General features: G+C 39.0%; 17 protein-coding genes. 12 read left to right on the forward strand and 5 right to left on the reverse strand.

Translation table 11 applies throughout. From position 1 onward, the window contains the following. Positions 1 to 44: 44 nt before the first annotated feature. The 5 genes from CAP51_RS13960 to CAP51_RS13980 all read left to right on the forward strand — a co-directional run bounded on the left by CAP51_RS13960 (position 45) and on the right by CAP51_RS13980 (position 7218). Positions 45 to 2732, forward strand: a complete 2688-nt coding sequence (locus tag CAP51_RS13960) for a TonB-dependent siderophore receptor (protein WP_087621357.1) — start codon at positions 45 to 47, stop codon at positions 2730 to 2732. Positions 2733 to 2909: 177 nt separating this feature from the next. Beyond that, positions 2910 to 3743, forward strand: a complete 834-nt coding sequence (locus CAP51_RS13965) for a factor H binding protein domain-containing protein (RefSeq protein WP_087621358.1) — start codon at positions 2910 to 2912, stop codon at positions 3741 to 3743. 178 nt (positions 3744 to 3921) lie between these two features. Beyond that, complete coding sequence (locus tag CAP51_RS13970) at positions 3922 to 5529, forward strand: surface lipoprotein assembly modifier (protein WP_171294796.1); 1608 nt, start codon at positions 3922 to 3924, stop codon at positions 5527 to 5529. Positions 5530 to 5829: 300 nt separating this feature from the next. After that, the gene (locus CAP51_RS13975) at positions 5830 to 6273 is read left to right on the forward strand and encodes a universal stress protein (protein WP_087621360.1); all 444 of its coding nucleotides are present in this window, start codon (positions 5830 to 5832) and stop codon (positions 6271 to 6273) included. Positions 6274 to 6504: 231 nt separating this feature from the next. Beyond that, positions 6505 to 7218: an SIMPL domain-containing protein gene (locus tag CAP51_RS13980; protein ID WP_245809175.1), complete on the forward strand. Its 714-nt coding sequence runs from the start codon at positions 6505 to 6507 to the stop codon at positions 7216 to 7218. A gap of 51 nt (positions 7219 to 7269) precedes the next feature. On the opposite strand, the gene CAP51_RS13985 is transcribed toward CAP51_RS13980, so the two are convergent. The 3 genes from CAP51_RS13985 to CAP51_RS13995 form a co-directional block, all read right to left on the reverse strand. Continuing rightward, the gene (locus tag CAP51_RS13985) at positions 7270 to 7620 is read right to left on the reverse strand and encodes a hypothetical protein (protein ID WP_087621361.1); all 351 of its coding nucleotides are present in this window, start codon (positions 7618 to 7620) and stop codon (positions 7270 to 7272) included. A 138-nt stretch (positions 7621 to 7758) separates the two neighbouring features. Next, the gene (locus CAP51_RS13990) at positions 7759 to 8100 is read right to left on the reverse strand and encodes a DMT family protein (protein WP_087621362.1); all 342 of its coding nucleotides are present in this window, start codon (positions 8098 to 8100) and stop codon (positions 7759 to 7761) included. A 48-nt stretch (positions 8101 to 8148) separates the two neighbouring features. Further along, complete coding sequence (locus CAP51_RS13995) at positions 8149 to 8937, reverse strand: crotonase/enoyl-CoA hydratase family protein (protein WP_087621363.1); 789 nt, start codon at positions 8935 to 8937, stop codon at positions 8149 to 8151. 499 nt (positions 8938 to 9436) lie between these two features. On the opposite strand from CAP51_RS13995, the gene mpl reads away from it, so the two are divergent. Both mpl and CAP51_RS14005 read left to right on the forward strand, forming a co-directional pair. Next, positions 9437 to 10801 (forward strand): UDP-N-acetylmuramate:L-alanyl-gamma-D-glutamyl-meso-diaminopimelate ligase, encoded by a 1365-nt coding sequence (mpl, locus tag CAP51_RS14000; protein ID WP_087621364.1) that lies wholly within the window; start codon positions 9437 to 9439, stop codon positions 10799 to 10801. A 28-nt stretch (positions 10802 to 10829) separates the two neighbouring features. After that, positions 10830 to 11987 carry a GGDEF domain-containing protein gene (locus tag CAP51_RS14005; protein WP_087621365.1) on the forward strand — a complete coding sequence of 386 codons (1158 nt, stop codon included), beginning with the start codon at positions 10830 to 10832 and terminating at the stop codon, positions 11985 to 11987. Between the two features lie 29 nt (positions 11988 to 12016). Here CAP51_RS14005 and CAP51_RS14010 read toward each other — a convergent pair whose 3' ends face one another. Next, positions 12017 to 12310, reverse strand: coding sequence for a GNAT family N-acetyltransferase (locus CAP51_RS14010; protein WP_087621366.1), 294 nt, complete (start codon positions 12308 to 12310; stop codon positions 12017 to 12019). A 232-nt stretch (positions 12311 to 12542) separates the two neighbouring features. Continuing rightward, a complete protein-coding gene (locus tag CAP51_RS14015) occupies positions 12543 to 13352 on the reverse strand; it encodes an IclR family transcriptional regulator (RefSeq protein WP_087621367.1) in 810 nt (269 codons plus the stop codon). A 262-nt stretch (positions 13353 to 13614) separates the two neighbouring features. On the opposite strand from CAP51_RS14015, the gene CAP51_RS14020 reads away from it, so the two are divergent. From CAP51_RS14020 to CAP51_RS14040, 5 genes are read left to right on the forward strand one after another with little or no spacing between them, the layout of a single operon-like run. Beyond that, on the forward strand, positions 13615 to 13923 hold the full coding sequence (locus CAP51_RS14020) for a non-heme iron oxygenase ferredoxin subunit (RefSeq protein WP_087621368.1): 309 nt from the start codon (positions 13615 to 13617) through the stop codon (positions 13921 to 13923). Positions 13924 to 13938: 15 nt separating this feature from the next. Continuing rightward, positions 13939 to 14238, forward strand: a complete 300-nt coding sequence (locus tag CAP51_RS14025) for a recombinase-like helix-turn-helix domain-containing protein (RefSeq protein WP_087621369.1) — start codon at positions 13939 to 13941, stop codon at positions 14236 to 14238. Positions 14239 to 14250: 12 nt separating this feature from the next. Next, positions 14251 to 15324: an aromatic ring-hydroxylating oxygenase subunit alpha gene (locus CAP51_RS14030; RefSeq protein WP_087621370.1), complete on the forward strand. Its 1074-nt coding sequence runs from the start codon at positions 14251 to 14253 to the stop codon at positions 15322 to 15324. Beyond that, complete coding sequence (locus CAP51_RS14035) at positions 15317 to 16084, forward strand: SDR family oxidoreductase (RefSeq protein WP_087621371.1); 768 nt, start codon at positions 15317 to 15319, stop codon at positions 16082 to 16084. The genes CAP51_RS14030 and CAP51_RS14035 overlap by 8 nt, the downstream gene beginning before the upstream one ends. 11 nt (positions 16085 to 16095) lie before the next feature. Further along, entirely contained in the window at positions 16096 to 17025 is a 930-nt protein-coding gene (locus CAP51_RS14040) for a VOC family protein (RefSeq protein WP_087621372.1), read from the forward strand. Positions 17026 to 17049 lie beyond the last annotated feature (24 nt).

Consider the following 17049-nt stretch of genomic DNA (forward strand, 5'->3'; position numbering starts at 1 on the left):
AAGGTAAATTTTTTTAGCAATTTTTTATACGTTGTGAGATTGAAATGAAAAAAACTGTAATTGGTGGGGTTAAGCAAGGTTTTCGGGTATCTGCGCTGGCATTGGCAGTACACAGTAGTTTCTTGATGGTCGGTACGTTTTGTGCCCAGCAGGCATTTGCCAGCGAACAGCAAGTTACAACCTATAACATTGCCGCGGGTAGTCTGGATAGCGTACTCAATCATTTTGCCAGTCAGGCAAAAATTGATCTGAGCATTGATGGGCGGTTGACTGCGGGCAAAAGCAGTGATGGTTTAAGTGGACAATATAATATCGAGCAGGGACTTGCCACAATACTTCAAAAAACAAATTTGCAAGTGCAAAAGAATAATAAAGGTTATGTTCTATCAGAAAAAACATCAGCGCAAATACAACAACAATCTCGAGCAAACCCAACAAACCACCTGACAACATCAAATGAAGGTCACGTTACTGCTTTACCTGTAATTGTGGTGAAAGCCATAGGTGATGACCCAAGAGAAGACTCAAAAAATAATTATGGGGTCAATCGTTCCAGCAGTGCGACTAAACTGGATCTGGCACTCAAAGATACACCGCAAAGCATCACCATTATTACCCAGAAACAGATCGAGGAACAGGCACTGACGGATGTCAATAAAATATTGGAAGCCACGCCGGGCGTAACTGTACAAAACTATGGCGTACCGGGTGCGGGACGTGCGACATTCTATTCCCGAGGTTATGAAATAAATAATGTGATGGTGGATGGTGCGCCGACATTGATTAGTGGTTCTCGTGGAATGGAAATATTAGCAGGTATGGATACGGTGATTTATGACCGTGTTGAAGTAACTCGAGGTTCTACCGGCTTAAGTACCGGAACCGGAGACCCCTCTGCCAGCATTAACTTTGTACGTAAACGTCCGGGATTTGAAGCAGAGCGCAGTGGCAAGATTAGTTGGGGGACATGGGGAAAGAAGCGTGTTGAGCTGGATGTTTCGCAGCCTTTCACCAGCGATGGCAGTATCCGTGGACGTTTTGTGGGTGCTTATGCACAGGGCGGAAGCTATATTGATCGTATCCAGGAAGAAAGCAAAATCCTTTATGGGATTATAGAAGCGGATATAACTGATAAAACTACTGTAGCCTTAGGTGGGACATGGTTTGACAAAGATATTGATGATGCCAGCCCACATATGACAGCTATTTATTCAACGATTTATAATACATATAAATCGGGTCTATTTGATTCAGGAAGTCGAAAATGGAATGCTGCAACAGATTGGTCTTATGCACATACAAGAATGTGGAATGGTTTCTTAACGCTTGATCATGCTTTTAATGATCATTGGAAACTTTCTACCAATTACCAATATACGCGGAGTATGCCGGATCGTGTTTGGGGGATTTTAGGGTCGGAATGGTATAATGCGACTGATAATACAGCCAGTATTAGTATAGGTCGCGAAAATGATGATTCCAAAATTCATAATCTGGATATTAGCTTATTGGGAAAGTTTGAACTATTTGGGCGAGAAGCACAGATTGCTCTAGGGGCTAATGGTTTTAACCAAAAAACTTTTTCTCCAAATTATTACACATCAAGTTGGAGTAATTCTCCATCATGTAGTACATCAATACATGCAATTTGTACTACTCTGGAAGATTGGAATGGTCATATAGCTTATCCTGAAAATTCAGGGCGTACTGCTCTTAAATATGGTCAATATCCATTGGATAAAATGATTAGCCACAATGATATTCATGAAAAACAATATGGTTATTTTTTTAGTACCAAATTTGAACCTATAGATAAGCTTAAAGTTATTTTAGGTACACGTTTTAATCATTATGAAATTAAGAACAATTTTTATAATGTATCAGAAATAAAAGAGGAACTTAATTCTTATGAGTATTCACCAAAAGATAAATGGATACCTTATGCTGGTTTAATTTATGATTTAACACCTAATACGACTGCCTATGCCAGTTATACAGGGATTTATAAAACTCAATTAGAAAAAGATAAAAATGATAATTTCCTTCCATTTATTGAAGGGAACTCCTATGAAATTGGAGTTAAAGGTGCATTAATGGATAATAAATTAAATCTGGCAACGGCCATATTTAGAATGCAAGAAGAAAACATTGCTTATTTAGATTCGAGTCCAACTTCTGGTACATTTATCTGTACCCCAGTAACAGGGACGAGTTGTGAAATTATGTACGCTAGTGATGGACCTACTATCAGCGGCTTTGAAATCAGTGCTCAAGGACAATTAACCCCCAAATGGCTGATTAATGCTGGTTATACCTTCTTACATGTAAAATCGCAAAATGGCTATGAACGTATCTCAGGATCTTCCATGACCACAGGGGATTATAGTTATGAACGTCCCAAACATGCCATTAACTTGTCTACTTCATATTTAGCCACAGATAAATTAACTGTAGGAGGTTCAATTCGCTGGAAATATAAAACCACTCAAGGAATTTCTTACTGTACAGATACAGGGTATTGTTCCGATACAACGACGAGTGCTAATCAAATTGCCCGTTCACAGGGTAGTTTTGCTGTGGTGGATTTAATGGCACGCTATCAGATTAATGAATATATAAATCTGGGTTTAAATATTACTAATCTATTTGATAAAGAATATAGATCTAATGATCTGGGTAGTGTATATGGCATACCAAGATCAGGTACCATTTCTTTAGGATTTAAATTTTAATTTTTATGAATGGAGGTATATATGCATTGGCCTTAAAATATATTTAATTTTAATCGCTACAATAATATTTTATAAAAAGAGAAACTGGATAATTTAAAATATTAAGTAGTGAAAACTAGTAATATCTACTCATAAAAGTATGAGTATAAATAAAGATTTAATCTAAAAAGGTGAAACATGAATACACTAACATTAAAAGCAGGTTTAATTGCATTATCAGTACTAACAACTTCCATCGCATCAGCTGAGGTAGTATTTTCGACAGATCGATCATCTTATGATTTTGATGCTGCCAATACTGCGGGTGCAGAATTTGTTGGTTATTTTACTTATAATGGTACCAATTATGGGGTTGGTGCAAACGATTTTAATTTTGCGACTGCACCAACCGGCTTTACTCGCATTGCAACAGCTCAAACAGTGGATGGAGCTACTAAAAATGTGGTCTATCGTTTTTATAACCAAGCTTACTCAACAGTGATTGGCAATATTGTACAAGGCGATGGCAGTTTTGAAGGACGTCAATTTGTCAAAGGTGTAACTGGAGACGTAACATCATCTAGTGCTTTAACAGCTTCAACGAATTATAACTATGAGGGTGTAGTGTTTAATCATATCGCTGGCACAGAAGGTGATTTGGATTATACGGTAAGTGTTGCTAGTGATGGTACTGTAACAGGTTCAGGTTCAATTTCTGGTGTGACTGGTAATCGTCCAAATGTTGGTGCATTTACTTTAGATGGTACACTCGATACTGTTACATTTACGGCATCAAATGGTCAATTAAATGCTGCGACAGGTAATGCTACTTTAACATTAACTGATAGTTTGGGCGATCTTGCCTTGGTTGATACCAAATATGATATTGGTGTCTATGGACCAAATGCAAATGAAGTTGCTGGTGCTATTTATACTGATCCAAATAGTACAGCTTCTACAGATGAGCAACTGCAAAGTTTAGTTAGCGGTTATGGTATCGCAGGTACTTTAACCAGTACTACATCAAATTAATTAACAATCTACCATGGTAAAAATGAGTTGGATGTTGTTTAGTGCGCAATAAATAAACCCTGACTTTTTATTTAACCAGAATAGGTAAATGATTATTGTTTGCCTATTCTTGGTACTATTAATTCTTATTTTATTTATTTTGTTATAAAAAATCGCTGCAATTATGGATTCTCCAGCAATGAAACAAACTCGTTTAATTTCCTCCCAAACAAAAAATAAGCTGGGTTATCATGCTGTTTCGCTTTTAGTGAGTCCATTGTTTATATTTGGATTATTATCGACATTTTCTTCAACACCTGTTTATGCAGAAATGCCTATACCGACTATGAATATGGCACCAAGTATGGACCGGGCGCCGGATTTACCCGAACCTGTGGCAGTTGAAATCCAGCCATTGGACAATCTGGATAAACTTTCTCCGGATCTGTCCAATTCGGATCGTTATCGTGCACCAGATGAACAACATAAAAAAGCCTTAGAAGATCACAAGCAGCAAAAACAACAAAAACCTGTCAATATTACCGATGAAGACGTAAAAAATAATCCGCAAATCGCTGAAATTATTATTAGTACGTCAATCCAGAAAAGGGACTGGAAAACGCTTGAAAAAGTCTTACCACTTTATTTACAGTCTGTAAAACATGATCCAATGCTGGTGCTCTATGCTCAAGGTGCTTTATTTCGTCACCAAGGCAAACATAAGCAGGCGATCCAGCAATACCAAAAAATGTTGGAGAATGATGCAACACTGGATTATGTTCGATTTGATCTAGGCGCAATGCTATTTGAAAATCGTCAATATCGTGAAGCAGAAAAAATCTTTATCCAGACACGGGATGATCAGCACATACAGCCAAATTTTAAAAAGTTAGCACAACAGTTTTTAACCCAAATCCAGCAACGCGAACGGATTAACACAAAAGTTCGTTTTCGAGTCATTTATAATGATAATGTTAATCAATCCACCGCAGATCGGTATTTAACGATTGGTAACTGGTTATTAAGGAAAGATGATGAAAATATGCCACGTTCTTCTATGGGAAATAATTACACTTTAAGCTTCGATCAGGATTGGAATTTAGAAGGAAACCATTTTTTAAGTTGGAACACATCTTTTGATGGTTTGAATTATGCCAGCGCACATGATTTTGATGAACATGGCATTAATCTTGGGTTAAATTATAAATGGCAGGATATTAAATCATGGTTTTATACTGGTCCAACGCTGGATTGGCGATGGTTGGATCAAGAGCATTATCAAGATAGTTTTGGAGTCTTGGCAGGATATGGACGATGGCTTAGTTCTCGCTGGCAAGCAAATGTGAATACACGCTGGTTTGAAAAAAAATATAAAAATTCTGATTATTCTGCATTTAATGGTGATACTTTTGTTCTCTCCTCAACTTTAGTACGATTGTTTTCTGTAGATTCGGCAATGTTTGGGGGAATTTCATGGCAGCATGATGATTTAGATAAATCTTCTGAAAGTTTTAATCAATATGCGATCAATATAGGTATGAGTAAACAATGGAAAAATGGTTTTAATGCAACTGCCAACACTCAACTCGCATGGCGGAAATATTTAACAAATCATCCGACTTTTACGGCATTGGAACGCAAAGATCGACGTTTAAATGCCATGATTAACGTTGGACATAAAAAGCTTAATTTCTGGAAGGTTGAACCAAAACTTGGTTTTCAATACGATGATGTCGATTCCAATATTGATGTGTTTTATACTCGAACCATCCGTCAATGGATGTTAACGTTTGAACGAAAATTCTGAATTATGTTTGATTATGCCTAACATTTTTACCAAGAAAGATAACTTATTGCTGAGGATGTATTTTTTGCAACTTTAGTGGCAAGGAGAAAATTAAACATAAAAATATGATAATATTTTAAACACCTACTTTTTATCAGGGATAGAGAGGAGATTGGCAAATTTGTATCAAAGAAGAAATTTATTCTTTTTGAAAATACATACAAATTGCCACTTTGTTTGTGCCGGAATCGGTCTATATTAATGATGAAAGCATATTAAAGAGAACGTAATTTTTTTTAATTCTAAAAAGGGAGTAATACAATGGCATATCAACATATTTTAGTTCCGGTTGATGGTTCTGATACATCATTGGTTGCAGTAAAACAAGCTGCTGATCTTGCAAAAGCATTTGGAAGTAAGGTGACGGCAATTTGCGTGTTGACTTTAGATCCGTTTATTGGTGTGGAATTTATTAATACACGTGACATGCAGGATGATTATCTTAAACAGGCAAGAGCAGGGATTCAGCAAATTCTGGATCAGGCAAAACAACAATTTGCACAACAAGGGATTGAGGTAGATACCAAAATTGTTGAAGGACAAATTATTCATAAAGAAATTGTCAATGCTGTAGAGCAATTACATGCGGATTTACTGGTGATCGGTTCACATGGTCGCAAAGGCATTAAGAAAATGGTTCTAGGAAGTGTGGCGCAAAGCGTTTTAGGCGAAATCAATATACCAGTGCTGGTTGTACGCGGCTAATCGTTTTAATGCGCAATATCTTAGGCATCCATCAGGGTGCCTTTTTATATTGTATTGGTTTTATATTGCATGGATCACTGAGAGAAGAATTCTCAAAGGATCGCTTGAATTAAAGATCGTCAACACAAATAACTGCATAAAATCATACCATAACACTCATATGCCTGATCCTGAAATGTATTAAATTATCCTTTTGTCTTAGCCAATACGATAAATAATGGAGACATCTTGATGATGCTAAAAAAAATCGTTAAAAAAGCAGTGATAGTCGGCAGTATTGGCTTAACCAGCCTTGCATGTATGTCATTGGCAAATGCGGAAAATGATCGCCGAATTATTAATTTACAGGCCGAAGCCGTGCGTGAAGTGGCGAATGATGAAATGCAGGCCGTACTATACACCGAATTAAACGAAAAAGATGCCACAATACTGGCCAATAAAATAAATACGGTGATTAATCAGACCCTTGCAACGGCAAAGCAATATCCGAAGGTACAAATTAAAACTGGCAATCAGAATACGTATCCTGTTTATAATGATAAACGTCAATTGGTTAACTGGCGTGGACGTGCCGAAGTGGTATTAAATAGTCAGGATTTTAAACAAACCAGTGAATTGATTGCCAAATTACAAACTCAGCTTCAGCTGCAAGGCATTAGTTTTGATATTTCGGATGCACAGCGTAAAAAAGTTGAAGATGAGTTATATGTGGAAGCATCCAGAGCCTTTCAGCAACGCGCACAATTGCTGATTACGCCATGGAATGCCAGCAAATATGAATTAGTCAACTTACAACTCAATACCAGTGGCGGCTATCGACCTATGCCAATGTATGCCAAAGCTGCATCAATCTCATTGCAATCTGCCGATATTGAAAGTCAAAATATTGAGGCTGGCAATAGTGAGATTAAAGTGGTTGCCAATGGCAGTATCCAATTACAATAAATTGTTTGCAAGGCTGTCTGAAGTGATCAGGCAGCTTAAAAGCTGTTTAGATTAATCTTCTAAAAGATCAAGTACCACTTGTGTGACATCCTGACACAAATCCCGATCATTAAAAATTTCAAAGGCAGTGATGGTAACATCGGTATTGGAAGGCAATTCTTTTTGTTCTTGTTCAATCAGTTGTTGAATCGGCAAGATCGTTTGCTTGATGGCAAATAAATCGATTTCTTCATAGTCAATTAAATCACCATCAATATTTAATTCCGCTTTGAGAATATAAGGGCGAATAATGGTTGGAATAATGGACTGAATATCGGTAATGTCGAACAGCGAAATTTCACGTTCTTCATCATTTTTACCCAAGTTCTCTCGCGCTTCAATGACGACGTGATAATAAGCCATTTTTCTATCCTCAAAGTCTAATTTGTATTCAAATTTACTATGCGCAAATCTCAAAACTTAAGCAAGTGATTTTTGTTATTAATCTTGCTTAATATAGGCAAGCCCTAGCAGTCTGTAAAAATTATGCGTACAAGCGCTTTAATTCTGGCTACGAAACACGAAATAGACGCCTCCCATCAAACAGACTCCCGCCCATAAATAATCCAGTTTAAACGGCTGTTTAAATAAAAAAATCATAAAGGGTACAAATACTAAAAGTGTAATCACTTCTTGGGAAATTTTCATCTCACCCAATGACCAGCCCTGTTCTGCCAATAAACGTGTCGCAGGAATCATAAAACTATATTCAAATAGTGCGATGGCCCAACCGAATAAAATAGCTTGCCACAATGGGGCATCATGTAAATATTTTAAATGTCCATACCAGGCCAGTGTCATGAAACAATTGGAGATAATCAATAAGATAAAGGGTAGGCTCATGGCAGCACCAAAAAGATGTTTAACAGCCGATTTTAACTGAATTAAGCTTTATTGACCTTTAAATTTTGGCGTCCGTTTTTGTTGCATAGCTAGCACACCTTCTATTGCATCCTGAGACTGTAATAATGGCGTCAGATGCTGAGGCAAACGTGTCAATGCTTGTGGGATGCCCAGATCAAATGCTTCATGGGCAGCGGCCAGACTGGCTTGTACAGCCAGCGGTGCAGCATGGCTAATGGATTGTGCCAAGGCAATAGCACGTGTGAACAATTGTTCTGCTGGGCAGATTTCTGTGATTAGATTCATTTTTAATGCAGTTGGGGCATCAAAACTATCGCCTGTTAAAATATAGCGCATGGCATTTGACCAGCCTGCGGCCTGTACAAAACGCACCGTAGCACCGCCAAAAGGTAAAATACCGCGCTGGACTTCCATTTGTGCAAAAAGGCTATTGTCTGCGGCAATTGCGATATCTGCATTCAGCATTAACTCTATGCCTGCGGTAAAGCAGGTTCCCTGTACAGCAACAATCACAGGCTTGGTGCGATGTTTACCGCTGGTGCCCCATGGATTGATTTTATCTTGAGGAAATAAAGATTGGCCGGATTGTAAAAAGGGCTGTAACTGGAATAAATCTAGACCTGCGGTAAAATGTTCGCCGTGGGCAAAAATCACTGCACAGCGTAATTGCGGATTATTTTCATAGTCGGTCAAGGCTTGTGCTAACGCTTCGATCATAAAACTATCAAAGGCATTACGTTTTTCTGCTCGATCCAGACCAATCAAAAAAATATGCTGTTTTTGTTCTGTGCTTACTTTGCCTTGTTTGGTATCCATTTTATTATCACTTTTTTGCTTGAATATTCATTACTACATCACAATCTCGGGCAGTCGTCAGCTAGCAAGTTGTAAATGTTTCTATTGATTCATTAAAAGTCTTTGCAATAAGTGATATAAAAAATTTATAGAACAACTATCTTTTCTGGATTAGCCTTGTTATCGTTTTATATTGGATCTATTGACATTTCATAAATAGATTGCGTTATAGGCTAAAATTTCTTCAGACTAGGTACAAAGCGAAGTCAATGGTTATTCCCTTGTCGAGCTTTGTAACGATGTATGGGGGAATTTTAGCCATAACCCTTCGGGACAGGGCCGTTTTTTGACGCTACGTCGTTATGAATAGTTTATTTAGAATGACTAAACTTCACTATTCATGCCTAGTATCGCCTAAAAAACGGCCACTGGCGCAAACATAGATGAAGTATCAATAGACCCTAATTTTTTGCAAGATAAATCACGCCAAATACGTGAATGAGAGAAGTGAGAAAGAAAGATGCATCTGCATATCCTGGGTATTTGTGGCACATTTATGGGTTCGTTGGCATTGCTGGCAAGAGCACTTGGACATACTGTGACAGGCAGCGACCAAAATGTTTATCCACCCATGTCGACCCAACTGGAGAATGCAGGCATTGCTTTGATGCAAGGCTATGATCGTAGCCATTTACAACCACATCCAGATTTGGTTGTTGTTGGAAATGCGATGAAACGTGGTATCGATGCTGTCGAATATATGCTTGATGCTGGTTTGCCTTATACGTCCGGACCGCAATTTCTGGCAGATCATGTATTGCAGGGCAAACATGTTTTAGGTGTGGCAGGTACTCATGGTAAAACCACGACCACAACCATGCTAGCCTGGGTGCTGGATCAGGCGGGTTTAAATCCCGGATTTCTGATTGGTGGTGTACCGCTTGGTTTTAGTCAAAGTGCCCGTTTGGGTGGTGATTATTTCGTGGTTGAAGCGGATGAATATGATTCGGCATTTTTTGATAAGCGTTCAAAGTTTGTACACTATCATCCACGTACAGCGATTTTAAATAATCTTGAATTTGATCATGCCGATATTTTTGATGATTTGGCTGCGATTCAAAAGCAGTTCCATCATCTGGTGCGTACGATTCCGAGCACTGGACGAATCATTGCACCAATTAGCGAAACCAATATCGATGAAGTATTGCAAATGGGCTGCTGGACGCCTGTTGTACGGACCAGTTTACAGGCAAATGATCATGCCGAGGTTTATGCCGAATTACTTTCTGAGGATGGTAGCCACTTTAAAGTGTTGCAACATGGTCAAGTGAAAGGTGAAGTCAAATGGAGTATGACAGGGCAGCATAGTGTGGCCAATGCATTGGCAACCATTGCTGCGGCTGAACATGTCGGTGTTGAAATTGCCCAAGCCTGTGATGCCTTATCCAATTTTGGTGGTGTCAAGCGCAGAATGGAATTACTGGGTACCATTCATGGCATTGAAGTTTATGATGATTTTGCTCATCATCCGACAGCAATTGAAACCACACTCGATGGTGCGAGAAAACGCTTGGGTGAACGCCGATTGTGGGCGATCATTGAGCCACGTTCGAATACTATGCGTATGGGCAGTCATAAAGATGGCTTGGCACATTCGGCACGTCTTGCTGATGAAGTGATCTGGTATCAGCCTGCGGGTCTGGACTGGGATTTACAACCTATTGTTGATGCTGCTCCAAATCATGCTCAGGTCAGTCAGTCACTGGATGATATTATTGCCCGTATTAAAAACGAAGCGAAAGCAGGCGATGCCGTTGTGATCATGTCGAATGGTGGTTTTGGTGGATTACATCAAAAATTGATTGCGGCATTGCAAACACCTTAAATCAACGACATAGGGGTAATATGATTCGATGTTGTTAAACTCGGCAGCCAATGATTTCGTATTACTTGTCCCTATATGCTTGATTTTTATTGGTGTTTTTTCGACCATATTATGGTTGCAACACCGTCATATACATTCATTATTCTGGTTAGCGATCGGTGCAGTTAGTGCCGGTGCAGGCTTGCTTGGACAAAGTCTTGTTCCTGCTGAGGCTTTGTTTAAATGGGCCTTCTGGTTGGCATTTATTTATCTGGCGACATTTATTGCCTTAGCACAAGCCATTGCTTTACGCTTTCATACACAGATTTCATGGTTTTTTTGCCTTGTAATACTGGTTTTAAATCAGATTGGCATATTTTATTTTTCATTTATCGATGAGCAGATTAGCGTAAGGTATGCGATTAATGGCCTGAGTATTTTTCTGATTTTTAGCCATATTTTACCTGCGCTTTATCATGCTAAAACGCGACATCAATTTGATCAATGGTTGAAAAGGTGTGCCGTTTTGATGATGGCATGTCTGTTATTCCGAGAAATTCTGCTCATTTATTTAGTGTTTAATGTCAGCCCGACCTTTAATTATAGCCAATCCTATATCGGGTTTTTAACCCAATTTATCGGCCTGTTTTTTCAGTTGCTTTTTGCAGCTTTATTGATTGGAACAGGTATTCAGGATACCTTAATTGCCCTAGATAAAGAACGAAATTTTGATGATCTAACTGGGATTTTAAACCGCCGTTCATTCTTTGAAAAAGCCAGTCATTATCTACCGGGTGATTCAAAGCATAGCAATGTACTTTTCATGTGTGATATTGATTATTTTAAACAAGTGAATGATCAGTATGGTCATGCTGCGGGGGATCAGGTATTAAAATTTTTTGCAGATCAACTTTCTTCTTTACTGGGTTCTAATGATTTATTTGCCAGAATAGGTGGGGAGGAGTTTGTCTGTATCTTATATGATGTCTCCCTGCCAGAGGCATTGGAGACCATTGAAAATATACGTCATATTTTAAGTACAGAAGTCGTTTCTCCAGAAATACCGGTTCTGGTTACGGCAAGTTTTGGTGTTGTCCAGTTGAATCAATGCAATGTATTAGAAGATGCTTTGAAACATGCAGATCAGCTCATGTATCAGGCCAAACTTGCCGGACGTGATAATATTCAACATCGGTTAATAAAATAGATATGGTTTTTTTGTTTCACGTGGAACAATTATTCAGCATGATATAGAACATCATTAAAGCTTGAGTCGCGTCTAAACATCGCATCAGCATAAGCGCAAATCGGAATAATAGTGACATTTCTTTCCCGTGCAAAGGCAATGGCAGCATCGAATAATAACCGTGCGACACCTTGTCCACGTAATGAATCATCGACCCAAGTATGATCAATACTAAAATGACTTGGAGTATTCCAGAAATAGGTTAATTCGGCAATTTTTTGATGATCTGGGCCATCAATAAAAAAGCTGCCATTTTGTGTGTTGTCCTGATGCTGAATGTTCATTTAAAACCTATATAACAATAAAAAGTGGTTTAAACTGAAAAAATTATGGTCTCTATATTAAAAATGAGTATAAGCTGAAATTGAATTGGTGATAAGAAAAATCTGTTTAGGCTAATTATGAAAATCGTATGATTCCTTGTTTAAGTTAAAGCAAAAGTTGATGTATAAAATTTAATTTTAAGGCATCAACTTTTTGATTTATAAAATTTAATGTTTCAATATAAGAAAATGATCAATAAAGAAAATTAGAAATTTTATTGGCGGTTTCTATTACTTCCATAGCAATTTTATTCTTAAAAGTATCTTCATCATAGGTACTAACTGGGCAACTGACGGATAAGACAGCCACCATTTCCTGTGAAAGCTGGCGATAAATGGGTGCAGCACATGCAGCAATATCGTGATTATAGTGTCCCCAACTGGTCATAGATTTTTGTGTCCGTACATAGTCTAGGCGTTTGAGTAACTCTTTTAGGTTCTTAGGGGTTAAATCTGAAAAGGTATCCCAGTCCTGAAACTTTTTATAACGTTTGCGCACTTCTGCTTCGGAAAGATTCGACAGTAATAGTTGACCAATAACAGTTGCATGTGCAGGCCAGCGGGTACCGACATGAATATTACTGGTGAAATGTCCTACAGACTGTACATTATTAATAAAGACAATATGGGTGCCTTCTAGAATCGATAAATGAATGGCAATTTTAATGTGATCACGCAGATCTTTCATGATCGGTGTTGAGATATCGGTAAGCGAAAGTTTGGATAAATGGTTAAAACCAAGCTCCATAACTTTAGAATCTAATGAATATGTTTTCTGTGAAGTTTTTTTCAAATAACCACAGGCTTCCAGCGTATAAATCAGACGGAATGCACTAGAACGGTTCACATCAATTAATTCTGCAATTTCTGAAATCGTCATTTCACTGGCGTGATCGTTAAAGGCTTCTAATATTGCCAGACCACGCATAAGTCCCGGAACCAAATAGCGTTCTTCGTTTTTATCGGTATCAGAATGATTAAATTCTTCAAATTGGGAGACCATGGATAAAAATTTCCTTAATGGTTGATTGATTTGATTTGGTGCATGAGGCACCTTTTTTTAACATTAAAAACAGTATCTATAATTTTATATATAAAACTTTTTTTAGCTTGCAAAATATGTAACATAATATTTCATTTTCTATATATGTTTGAATTATATGTATATCTATTTATTGACATAAAAATAATATGGGGTTTATGCTCTAGTTATGTTTTACGGATTAAATAGTGTTTTGTATATAAAACATTTTGAGGGTTAAAGTATGAGCTGGATTTCTGTCTGCAATGTTGATGATGTGAATGAAGATCAACCAAAAGCAATAGAAATTAATGACAAAAAAATTGGTGTTTTTTTGCTCGAAGATAATTTCTATGCGATAGAAAATGTTTGTCCTCATGCTTATGCACTTTTGACAGAAGGTTTTATTGAAGACCAGAGCGTTGAATGTCCGTTGCATGAAGCAATCTTTGATATCCCATCAGGCGAGCTGAAAAGTGGACCGGGATGCCGAAATCTATGTACTTACCCTGTTCGCGTTGAAGGACAGGATGTCCAAATTCAGTTGAATTAAGAAGGAGTGGATTTAATGAAAGCATTTAATCAAAAACTGGCAATGTGGATGAATCCGACGCCTTCAAAAGAAGCCGGGATTAATAATATTCAAATTCCGGGACAAGTCGAACATTTGATTTGGCAAACCCGATACAAAGAACCTTCTTCTTACGAACAAGATATGGTCCAACAACTGATTCAGGCTTTTAGCACAGGGGTGACTGAACTTGATCAACTGGTGAATCAACTGAATCAACAGGGTTTTCGTCAGGAATCGGGTGAATCATGGACCGTCGAACAGTTTAGTGAAGAAATGCAGCGTTTGGGTTATTAAGGGGTAAGGATAATGAATATGCAAGCCAATATCGAAACTGATGTAGCAAGCTATCTGGATCTGGGTTTAAGAGATCAATGGCATCCGGTACTTTCAAGTTGGGAAGTGGGGGCAAATCCTGTTGGGATTACCCGTCTGGGTGAGAATATTGTGGTGTGGCGTGATACCGATGGAAAAATCCATGCACTTGAAGATCGCTGTCCGCATCGTGGTGCCCGTTTGTCTTTGGGCTGGAATCTTGGCGATCGCATCGCTTGCTGGTACCACGGTGTTGAAGTCAATGCCGAAGGTACAGTAGCCGATGTGCCGGCCGTACATGCGTGCCCGTTGAAAGGCAGCCAGTGTGTAAAAAGTTATCCTGTTATTGAAAAACATGATGCAATTTTTATCTGGTTTGGTATTGATCCCAATGAAGCACCCCAAGATTTACATTTCCCCGAACAATTGGCAAGTGAGGAATGGAGTGCTTTCCTGTGTCAGGCAGACTGGAAAGTTAATCATCAATATGCCATCGATAATGTAATGGATCCTATGCACGGTACTTATTTGCATTGTACCTCGCATTCTATGGCAGAAGGTGAACGTACCGCAGAAATGAAACATCGCACCACCAAAGATGGTTTTATTTTTGAGAAGGAAGGTCAGACTGGCGTCAATTTTGACTGGGTGGAATATGGTAATACCGGTGCTAGCTGGCTCAGACTTTCTATTCCTTACCGTAAAGAGTTTGGTCCGGGTGGTGTGTTCTGGATTGTCGGCTTTGCAACCCCAATTGATGCCAATAATACCCGTGTTTTCTTTTGGAGATGTCGTCAGGTTACTGGCTGGCAACGTCATGTATGGCGGTTTATGTATCGCAACCATCTGGAAAAATTACATTGGGATGTGCTGGAACAAGACCGCATTATTCTGGAAAACCTTGCACCGAATGCACGTCAGCATGAGTTTTTATATCAGCATGATGTGGGCTTGTCACGGTTACGTCGCTTAATGAAAAAAGAAGCTGAAAAGCAATTGAAAAAAATTGCTGCCTTAGAGACAGCTTCTGCTGAGCTGATCCCGATGCAGGACGCTGCTCATGTCTGATTATACACAATTGTTGCAAGGCAAAAAAATTATTGTCACCGGCGCAGCACGTGGTCTGGGACATAGTTTTGCAGAAGCGATTGCACAGGCGGGTGCTGAGGTTGTAATGGCAGATATTTTAACCGATGTCTTGCAATCTGAAGTAGAGCTTTTGCAGGAAAAAGGTTTGCCTGTGTCTGGCACCAGTTTGGATTTGGCCAATCAGGATTCTATTTGTGCTGCGGTTGATTTTGCACAGGAAAAAATGTCCGGTATTGACGGACTAATCAATTGTGCAGCCCTTGCAACAGGTGTTGGTGGTAAGGACATGATGGATTATGACAGTGATTTATGGGATCGAGTCATGACCGTAAATGTCAAAGGTACCTGGTTGATGACTCAGGCTTGCGTTCCTTATTTAAAGCAAAGCAAGGCTGGAAAAATTGTCAATATTGCCTCTGATACGGCACTTTGGGGTGCACCTAAGCTCATGGCATATGTTGCCAGTAAGGGTGCAATTTTGTCTATGACACGCTCCATGGCAAGAGAATTGGGTGAATTTAATATTTGTGTGAATACCATTTCTCCGGGATTAACGCTGGTTGAAGCCACTGAATATGTGCCGGAACAACGGCATCAGCAGTATGTCACCGGGCGGGCAATTCAGCGTCCTCAGCATCCTGATGATTTGAACGGCACAGCTTTATATTTGTTATCAGATTTAGCATCGTTTGTTACTGGACAGAATATTCCGGTGAATGGTGGTTTCGTCTTTAATTAAGGAGATTACCGATGATTACGGGAATCGAAATTTTAAAATTTGGTGTAGAAGATCGCACACTAGCACAAAAATTTTTAACGGATTTTGGTTTAAAAGCAGCGTCCTCTGATCTTGATGGTGCAGATTTATTCCAGACGCAAAATGGTAGCAAACTTTATCTGTTTGATATTGACGATGCACGCTTACCTGCGGCAATTGAGGCAGGTTCAACCTTACGTGAAGTCGTATGGGGCGTAGAGTCTGCCGAAGATCTCACAGATTTGGCAAAAAATCTTCAGGCTGTGCAGGGCTTTCAACACACAGACAACATGGTGCAATGTCTAGATCCCAATGGCATGACCATTACTTTTCAGCCCTCTATTGTCAAAGCAGTACCGGAACTTAAAGCAGAAGGGATTAATCAGTACGGCAGAATTGAGCGCATTAATGCAGCCAGTCCAGTCTATGAACAAGGTGATCCTATTTCGATTGGCCATGTGGTGTTTTTTACTCCGGATTTAGCCAAAACAGAGAACTTTTATAAAGAAAAGTTAGGTTTCTTTCTTTCAGATGCCTACAAAGATCGTGGTGCTTTTTTACGTTGTCGTGGCACAGGTTATCACCATGATTTGTTTTTATTATCAGTTCCCAATAAACCCGCCGGTTTAAATCATGTGGCTTTTGTGGTGCGGGATATTCACGAAGTGATTGGTGGTGGTTTGAATATGAATCGTGCCAAATGGTCAACCTTTATTGGCCCGGGTCGTCATCCGATTTCTTCTGCATATTTCTGGTATGTGCATTCACCTTTAGGTGGTGCTTTTGAATATTACACCAATGATGATTATCTGACAGAAGAATGGCAGCCCCGTGTCGAGGAACATCGTCTGGAATTGTTTACAGAGTGGGCAATTGAAGGTGGTCTGGACCACGATACACGTCGTCAGATCAAAGTGGGTTAATGCACAGATGAGTCAGGAGGGGGA

The organism is Acinetobacter populi, assembly GCF_002174125.1.
GTDB classification, from domain to species: domain Bacteria; phylum Pseudomonadota; class Gammaproteobacteria; order Pseudomonadales; family Moraxellaceae; genus Acinetobacter; species Acinetobacter populi.